General features: G+C 71.6%; 2 protein-coding genes. One reads left to right on the top strand and one right to left on the bottom strand.

Annotated features, from left to right (window positions below; genetic code table 11):
* Positions 1–46 precede the first annotated feature (46 nt).
* Entirely contained in the window at positions 47–511 is a 465-nt protein-coding gene (locus tag AC3WTD_RS14400) for a GNAT family N-acetyltransferase (protein ID WP_027491598.1), read from the bottom strand.
* A 163-nt stretch (positions 512–674) separates the two neighbouring features.
* Here AC3WTD_RS14400 and AC3WTD_RS14395 point away from each other — a divergent pair, with 163 nt between their 5' ends.
* On the top strand, positions 675–9,314 hold the full coding sequence (locus tag AC3WTD_RS14395) for a glycoside hydrolase family 94 protein (RefSeq protein ID WP_492614189.1): 8,640 nt from the start codon (positions 675–677) through the stop codon (positions 9,312–9,314).
* Positions 9,315–9,325: the final 11 nt, after the last annotated feature.

Raw genomic sequence — 9,325 nt, 5'->3', positions numbered from 1 at the left:
ATGCTCTTCGTCACGAAATGAAGAGCATCGCGCACAGGGTGCGCTCCTACAAAACCGGTACCGCCAGCGGCGCCTCGTACATGAAGTAGTGGCAGCGCTGCATGCCGAGTCCCTCGTAGGTCGCCTGCGCGCGGCCGTTCTCGGTTTCCACGTACAGCCGCAGGCCGACCGCGCCGGCCGCCGCGGCGCGCCGCGCAACCTCGGCATACAGCGCGCGGAACGCGCCCACGCGGCGCGCGGCCGGCACCACGTAGACGCTCTGGATCCACCAGAAATCGCCGTTGCGCCAGTCGCTCCATTCGTAGGTCACCAGTAGGCAGCCGACCGCCGCGCCATCGTGCTCGGCCACCAGGTAGAAACCGCGCCGCGGCTGCTCGAACACGCCGCGCACGCCGCGTTCCAGCGTCGCGCCGTCGAGTCGCTTGCGCTCGGTCTCCCACGCCATCGCCGCGTTCCAGGCGGCCAGTGCGGGAACGTCGGCAGGCGTGGCGGCGCGAATCTGCAGCGGCATGGGCGGGCTCCTTCGGGCGGGTGCCCATCCTAGCGCGCGCCATCTTCACATGCCGACGCCTAGGGTAGGGCGGGCCGGCGGTCGCAGCCCGCGCACGGGCTCCCGCCCGCACCCGTCCGCACGAACGCCTCGCGGCCGCGGCCGCGAGGCCAAGGAAAACGTTTTGAACATCGGCAACCTGCTCGACCTGCTCAAGCTGCGAAGGCTGCAAGCCTTCCGCCGCCGGCGTGCAGCGGCGCGCACGCGGCCGGAGCAGGAGCCGGCGCTGCGCGCGGAACTGTTCAGCGCCGAGCAGATGGAACGGCACGGCCGCGCGCTGGCCGGCCAGCACCGGCTCAGCGCGCGGATCACCCCCGATACGCTGCTGGCGCGGCTGGACGACAACGAGGCGGTGCTGACCCACACCTGCGAACGGCTGACCGACGCCAGTCGCAAGCGGCGGCGGATCACCCCGGCCGCCGAGTGGCTGCTGGACAATTTCTATCTGATCGAGGAGCAGATCCGGATCGCCCGCCGGCACCTGCCCAAGGGCTATAGCCGCGAATTGCCGCGGCTGGCCAGCGGGCCGTCGGCCGGGCTGCCGCGGGTGTACGACATCGCGCTGGAGATCATCTCGCACGGCGACGGCCGGGTCGACACGCACATCCTGCAGCACTTCATCGACGCCTATCAGGAAGTGAGCCCGCTGAAGCTGGGCGAGCTGTGGGCGATCCCGATCATGCTGCGGCTGGCGCTGATCGAAAACCTGCGCCGCGTCGCCGCGCGGGTGATGGCGGACTGGAGCCATCGCGGCCAGGCCGCGCGCTGGGCCGACGCGATGACCGCCACCGCCGAACGCGAACCGAACTCGGTGGTGCTGGTGGTGGCCGACATGGCGCGCTCGGTCCCGCCGATGGACAGTCCGTTCGTGGCCGAGTTGGCGCGCCGGCTGCAGGGCCAGAGCCCGGCGCTGGCGCTGCCGCTGAGCTGGATCGAACAGCGCCTGGCCGCCTCGGGACAGAGCGTCGAGCACCTGGTGCAGCTGGAAGCGCAGCAGCAGGCCGCCAACCAGGTCACCATCAGCAACAGCATTGGCAGCCTGCGCACGCTGTCTGCGATCGACTGGCGCGATTTCGTCGAGCACTGCAGCCTGGTCGAGCACTGCCTGCGCGAGGACCCGACCGGGGTCTACGCGGCGATGGATTTCGCCACCCGCGACCGCTACCGCCACATGGTGGAGGCGATGGCGCGGCGGCACCGGCTGACCGAGCTGCAGGTGGCCGAGGCGGCGATCGCGCTGAGCCAGGCCGCGGCGCCCACCGACAGCAGCGTGTCGCTGCCGCAGCACGTCGGCTACTACCTGATCGACCGCGGCCGGCCGCGGCTGGAACGGCAGCTGGGCGTGCGCCCGCCGCTGCGCGTGGTGTTGCGCCGCGGCTTCGACCGCGCGCCGCTGCCGATCTACCTGGGCCTGCTGGCGCTGCTCACCTTCGCCTTCGCGGAGCCGCTGGTCAGCGTCGCCGCGCAGCAGCGCTGGCCGGCGTGGGCGCTGGTCGCGCTGGCGGTGCCCGCGGCGATCCTGGCCAGCCAGCTGGGGTTGAGCCTGCTCAACTGGATCGCCACGCTGTCGATCGCGCCGCAGCAGCTGCCGCGGATGGACTATTCGCACGGCATTCCGGCCAGCGCGCGCACCCTGGTGGCCATCCCCAGCCTGATCGCCAGCACGCAGGACGTCGACGCGCTGGCCGAATCGCTGCAGGTGCGCTTCCTCGGCAATCGCGACGAACACCTGCACTTCGCCCTGCTCACCGATTTCGCCGACGCGGACCACGAAACGCTGCCCGGCGACGAGGCGCTGCTGCAGCTGGCGCAGCGCCGGATCGAGGCGCTCAACGAGCGCTATGCCGGCGCCAAGGCCGACCGCTTCTTCCTGTTCCACCGGCCGCGCCGCTGGAACCCGGGCGAGCAATGCTGGATGGGCCACGAGCGCAAGCGCGGCAAGCTGGCGGACCTCAATGCGCTGCTGCGCGGCAACGCGCACGGTCGCTTCATGCGGGTGGTGGGGGACATCGCCTCGCTCGGGCCGGTGCAGTACGTGATCACCCTGGACACCGACACCGAGCTGCCGCGCGACGCCGCGCGGGCCTTCGTCGGCACCATCGACCACCCGCTCAACCGCGCCGTATACGACCCCGAGCGGCATCGCGTGGTCAGCGGCTACGCGATCCTGCAGCCGCGCGTGGGGATCAGCCTGCCAAGTACCGCGCGCTCGCGCTACGCCCAACTGTACGGCAGCGACGCCGGCATCGACCCATACACGCAGATGGTCTCGGACGTCTACCAGGACGTGTTCGGCGAAGGCTCGTTCATCGGCAAGGGCATCTACGCGATCGACGCCTTCGAACGCACCCTGGACGGCTGCTTCCCGGACAACCGCATCCTCAGCCACGACCTGGTCGAGGGTTGCCACGCACGCGCGGGCCTGCTCAGCGACGTGCAGCTGTTCGAGACCTGGCCGGCCCGCTACGGCGCCGACGTGAAGCGGCGCCACCGCTGGATCCGTGGCGACTGGCAGCTGCTGCCGTGGCTGCTGCCGTGGGCGCCGACCGCGCACGGCGGCTGGCGCCGCAATGCACTCACCGCGCTGTCGCGCTGGAAGATCCTCGACAACCTGCGCCGCAGCCTGGTGCCGGTGGCGTTGCTGCTGTTGCTGGTGATCGGCTGGCTGCTGATCGCGCCGGTGCTCTCGTGGACCGTGGCGGTGCTGTCGATGGTGCTGTTGCCGCCGCTGCTGGCGGCGCTGCTGGACCTGGTGCAGAAGCCGCGCGAGGTGCAGCTCGACCAGCACCTGCGCGCCGGCTTCCGGGCCGGCATGCAACATCTGGCGCGGATGGTGCTGGGGTTGGCGTGGCTGCCGCACGAGGCGCTGTACCACCTCGACGCGATCGTGCGCACGCTGTGGCGGATGGCGGTCAGCCGGCGTCACCTGCTGCAGTGGCGGAGCTCCAGCGAGGTCGAACGCCACGGCGACCAGGCGCAGTCCGCGCTGTGGCGGCTGATGTGGATCGCCCCGACGCTGGCCCTGCTGCTGGCCGTGGCGCTGGCGTTCGCGCGCCCGGCCGCGCTGTGGCTGGCGACGCCGCTGCTGCTGCTGTGGCTGGGCTCGCCCGCCATCGCGTGGTGGATCAGCCAGCCGCGCGTGGCGGAGGTATTCGCGCCGAGCGCGCTGCAGCAGCGCTTCCTGCGCACGCTGGCACGGCAGACCTGGGCCTTCTTCGACGTCCACGTCGGCACCGCCGAGCACTGGCTGCCGCCGGACAACCTGCAGGAGCAACCCGGGCCGGCGATCGCCCATCGCACCTCGCCGACCAACATGGGCCTGGCGCTGCTGGCGAACCTGGCCGCTCACGACTTCGGTTTCCTGGCCACTGGCCGCCTGCTCGAACGCACCCGGCAGAGCCTGGCCACCATGCAGCAACTGCCACGCCATCGCGGCCATTTCTACAACTGGTACGACACGCAGAGCCTGCAGCCGCTGGCGCCGCTGTACGTCTCGGCGGTGGACAGCGGCAACCTCGCCGGCCACCTGCTGACCCTGCGCCCGGGCCTGGAGGAACTGCCCGGCCAGCCGGTGTTCCGGCCATGCGTGCTGCACGGCCTGCTCGACACGCTGGCGCTGTTGCGCGACACGCTCGACGTCGACGCCGCGCGGGCACTGGACCCGCTCGACCGCCACCTGCAGCAGACGCTGGCCGCGCTGCCGGCAACCAGCGGCGAGGCCAGCGCCCTGCTGCAGCGCCTGTCCGGGCACGCGCAGGCGCTGCAGCAGTGGCTGGAGACCGAGCCCGACAGCGAGGCGCGGTTCTGGCTCGATGCGCTGCTCGCGCAGTGCGACGAGCTGTACGCCGAGGCCATCGCGTTCCAGCTCGACCCGCCGCCTGACGGCGACGCCGGCTTCGCCGGCATCCCCACACTGCGCCAGCTGGCCCGGATCGAACCGCTGGCGTGGCCGGCCGCGGCCGACGCCGAGGGCGTGCGCGAACGCGCGCGCGAACGCCTCGCCGCGATCGAGCAGCTGGCGCAACAGGCCGGCGAGCTGGCGCTGGTGGACTATCGCTTCCTGTACGACGCCACGCGCGACCTGCTGGCGATCGGCTACAACGTCGACCAGCGCCGGCTCGACGCCGGCTACTACGACCTGCTGGCGTCGGAGGCGCGGCTGGCCAGCTTCGTCGGCATCGCGCAGGGCCAGCTGCCGCAGGACAACTGGTTCGCGCTGGGCCGCCTGCTCACCACCGTGGGCGGCGAGCCGGTGCTGCTGTCGTGGACCGGCTCGATGTTCGAGTACCTGATGCCGACCCTGGTGATGCCGAGCTACGAAGGCACCCTGCTCGAGCAGACCTGCCACGCCGCGGTGACGCGGCAGATCGAGTACGGCAATCAGCTCGGCGTGCCGTGGGGCGTTTCCGAATCGGGCTACAACACGCTCGACGCGCACTTCACCTACCAGTACCGCGCGTTCGGCGTGCCCGGGCTGGGCCTGAAGCGCGGGCTGGGCGACGACGTGGTAGTGGCGCCGTACGCCAGCGCGCTGGCGCTGATGGTGGCGCCGGCGGCGGCCACGCGGAACCTGCAGCGGCTGGCCGAGATCGGCGCGCGCGGTCGCTACGGCCTGTACGAGGCGATCGACTACACCCCGGCGCGGCTGCCGCCGGGCCAGGATTCGGCGCTGGTGCGGCAGTTCATGGCGCACCACCAGGGCATGAGCCTGCTGGCGCTGGGCCATGCGCTGCTGGACCGGCCGATGCAGCGGCGCTTCGAATCCGACCCGCAGTTCCAGGCCACCAGCCTGCTGCTGCAGGAGCGCGTGCCGAAGACCGCGGCGGAATACCTGCACGCCTCCGGCTTCCCCGAAACGGACGGCAGCCCGCGCCCGGCCGAGGCGCGGCTGCGCGTGTTCGCCGACCCGGATCGCGCGCGCCCGGCCGTGCAACTGCTGTCGAACGGCCGCTACCACGTGATGCTTTCCAGCGCCGGCGGCGGCTACAGCCGATGCGGCGACCTCGCGCTGACGCGCTGGCACGAGGACATCACGCGCGACGCCTGGGGCATGTTCTGCTACCTGCGCGACGTGGCCAGCGGCGAGTGCTGGTCCACCGCCTACCAGCCCACCTTGAGGAAGACCGAGCAGTTCGAGGCGATCTTCTCCGACGCGCGCGCCGAGTTCCGCGTGCGCGAGCGCGAGTTCGACGCGCACACCGAGATCGTGGTGTCGCCGGAAGACGACATCGAGCTGCGTCGCACCCACATCGGCAACCGCAGCCGCACGCGGCGCACGATCGAGCTGACCAGCTACGCCGAGGTGGTGCTGGCGCCACCGCTCGCCGACGCGGCGCACCCGGCCTTCAGCAAGCTGTTCGTGCAGACCGAGCTGGTACCGGCGCTGCAGGCGATCGTGTGCACGCGCCGGCCACGCTCGGCCGGCGAGCCGGTGCCGTGGATGTTCCACCTGCTGGCGGTGCACGACGCCGACATCGACGCGATCTCCTACGAGACCGACCGCGCCCGCTTCATCGGCCGCGGCCGCAGCACGGCCGAGCCGCAGGCGCTCGACCGCGAGCAGGCGCGGCTGTCCGACAGTGCCGGTTCGGTGCTCGACCCGATCGTGGCGATCCGCTGCCGCATCACGCTGGAGCCGGAGCAGTCGGCCACCATCGACTTCGTCACCGGCTACGCCGAGCAGCGCGACGACTGCCTGCAGCTGATCGGCAAGTACCGCGACCGCCACCTCGCCGACCGCGTGTTCGACCTGGCCTGGACGCACAGCCAGGTGCTGCTGCGCCAGCTCAACGCCAGCCTCGCCGATGCGCAGCTGTACGAGCACATGGCCACCGGCATCCTCTACCCGAACGCCGGCCTGCGCGCCGAGCCGGCCGTGCTGCGCGGCAACCGGCGCGGGCAGAGCGGGCTGTGGGGGCAGTCAGTCTCCGGTGACCTGCCGATCGTGTTGCTGCAGATCGCCAGCCCGTCGCGGATCGAGCTGGTGCGCCAGCTGGTGCAGGCGCACGCGTACTGGCGCCAGAAGGGCCTGGCAGTGGACCTGATGATCTGGAACGAGGACCGCGCCGGCTACCGGCAGGAACTGCACGACCTGATCATGGGCCTGATCGCCTCGGGCAGCGAGGCCAGCCTGCTCGACCGCCCCGGCGGCATCTTCGTGCGCTCGGGGCAGCAGCTGTCCGGCGAGGATCGGCTGGTGATGCTGGCCAGCGCGCGGATCGTGCTCAACGACAGCCGCGGCAGCCTGGCCGAGCAGATCGGTCGGCGCCAGGTGGAAACCCATGCGCCGCGCTTCGAGCCGAGCCGGCCGCGGCGCATCGCCAGCGCCACGCCCGTCGGCGGCGCCGGCGCACCGGCACTGCAGCTGGCCAATCCGCACGGCGGTTTCAGCCACGACGGCCGCGAGTACGTGATCACCCTGGCCGCCGGCGACAGCACGCCGGCGCCGTGGGCGAACGTGCTGGCCAACCCGCAGTTCGGCACGGTGATCTCCGAGAGTGGCAGCGCCTACAGCTGGGGCGAGAACGCGCACGAGTTCCGCCTCACCCCCTGGCACAACGACCCGGTCGGCGACGGCGGCGGCGAGGCGCTGTATCTGCGCGACGAGGACACCGGCCAGATCTGGTCGCCCACGCCGCTGCCGTGCCGCGGCAGCGGCAGCTACACCACTCGCCACGGCTTCGGCTACAGCGTGTTCGAGCACCATGAGGACGGCATCCACTCCGAGCTGTGGGTCTACGTGGCGCTGGACGCTTCGGTGAAGTTCTCCGTATTGCACCTGCGCAACGACTCCGGCGCGGCGCGCCGGCTCAGCGTCACCGGCTACGTGGAGTGGCTGCTTGGCGACCTGCGCGGGAAAACCTCGATGCATGTGGTCACCGAATCGGACCCGGCCAGCGGCGCGCTGTTCGCGCGCAACGCATACAACAGCGAGTTCCCGAACCGCGTGGCGTTCTTCGACGTGGACGACCCCGAGCGCGGCATCGGCGGCGACCGCAGCGAATTCCTCGGCCGCAACGGCAGCATGCGCGCACCGGCCGGGCTGGCCCGCGCGCACCTGTCCGGCCGGCTCGGCGCCGGGCTGGACCCTTGCGCCGCGCTGCAGTCGATGGTGAGCCTGGGCGAGGGCGAGCAGCGCCGGCTGATCTTCCGCCTCGGTCTGGGGCGCGACGCCGCCGAGGCCAGCGCGCTGGTGCAGCGCTTCCGCGGCAGCGGCAGCGCCGCCGACGCGCTGGACAAGGTGCGCGCGCACTGGGCGCGCGTGCTCGGTGCGGTGCAGGTGCGCACGCCGGAGCCCTCGCTCGACATGCTCACCAACGGCTGGCTGCTGTACCAGACCATCGGCTGCCGGCTGTGGGCGCGCAGCGGCTACTACCAGAGCGGCGGCGCATTCGGCTTCCGCGACCAGCTGCAGGATTCGATGGCCACCCTGCACGCCGCGCCGGAACTGTCGCGCGCGCAGCTGCTGCTGTGCGCCGCGCACCAATTCGCCGAAGGCGACGTGCAGCACTGGTGGCACCCACCGCTGGATCGCGGCGTGCGCACCACCTGTTCCGACGACTACCTGTGGCTGCCGCTGGCCATCGCGCGCTACGTGCTGGCCAGCGCCGACCGCGGCGTGCTGGAAGAGTACGTCGGCTATATCGAGGGCCGCCTGCTGCACGAGGGCGAGGAGTCGTACTACGACCTGCCGCAGCCATCGGCCCTGCGCGAAACGCTGTACCAGCATGGCGTACGCGCCATCGAGCGCAGCTTCGCCCGGCGCGGCGCGCACGGCCTGCCGCTGATCGGCGGCGGCGACTGGAACGACGGCATGAACCGGGTCGGCGAACAGGGCCGCGGCGAGAGCGTGTGGCTGGGCTTCTTCTCCTGCGACGTGCTGCAGCGCTTCGCCGAGGTGGCCCGGCTGCACGGCGACGAGCCGTTCGCGCAACGCTGCGAAGGCGAAGTGGTCAAGTTGCGCAGCGCACTGGAGCAGCACGGCTGGGATGGCGCCTGGTACCGCCGCGCCTACTTCGACGACGGCACGCCGCTCGGCTCCAGCAGCAACGACGAATGCCGTATCGACTCGATCGCGCAGAGCTGGTCGGTGCTGTCCGGCATCGGCGCGCCGGAGCGCCAGCGGCAGGCGATGGACTCGCTGGACGCCCACCTGGTGCGCCGCGACGCCGGCCTGGTGCAGCTGCTGCGGCCACCGTTCGACAAATCCGCGATGGACCCGGGCTACATCAAGGGCTACCTGCCCGGCGTACGCGAGAACGGCGGCCAGTACACGCACGCCGCCATCTGGGCCACGATGGCCTTCGCCGAACTCGGCGACAGCGCCCGCGCGTGGGAACTGCTGCACATGATCAACCCGGTCAACCACGGCATCGACGCCGCGCAAATGGACGTGTACAAGGTCGAGCCCTACGTGGTCAGCGCCGACGTTTATGCGGTCGCCCCGCACATCGGCCGCGGCGGCTGGAGCTGGTACACCGGCTCCGCCGGCTGGATGTACCGGCTGATCGTGGAATCGCTGCTCGGCCTGCGCCTGGAAGCCGGCCAGCTGCGCTTCGCGCCGGTGCTGCCGGCCGAGTGGGAAGGCTTCGAGCTGGACTACCGCCACCGCGGCACGCTCTACCGCATCCGCCTGCACCAGAGCGACGCCGGCACGCCGAGCACGCTGTGGCTGGACGGCGAGATGCAGCCCGACGGCCGCATCCCGCTCGCCGACGACGGCGCGGAGCACGACGTGGAGCTCAACTGGCCGCGCCAGGCATGAAGCCGCTTGCA

Source organism: Rhodanobacter sp. FW106-PBR-R2A-1-15 (assembly GCF_058789735.1).
This window is presented reverse-complemented; position numbering and strand designations above follow the sequence as displayed.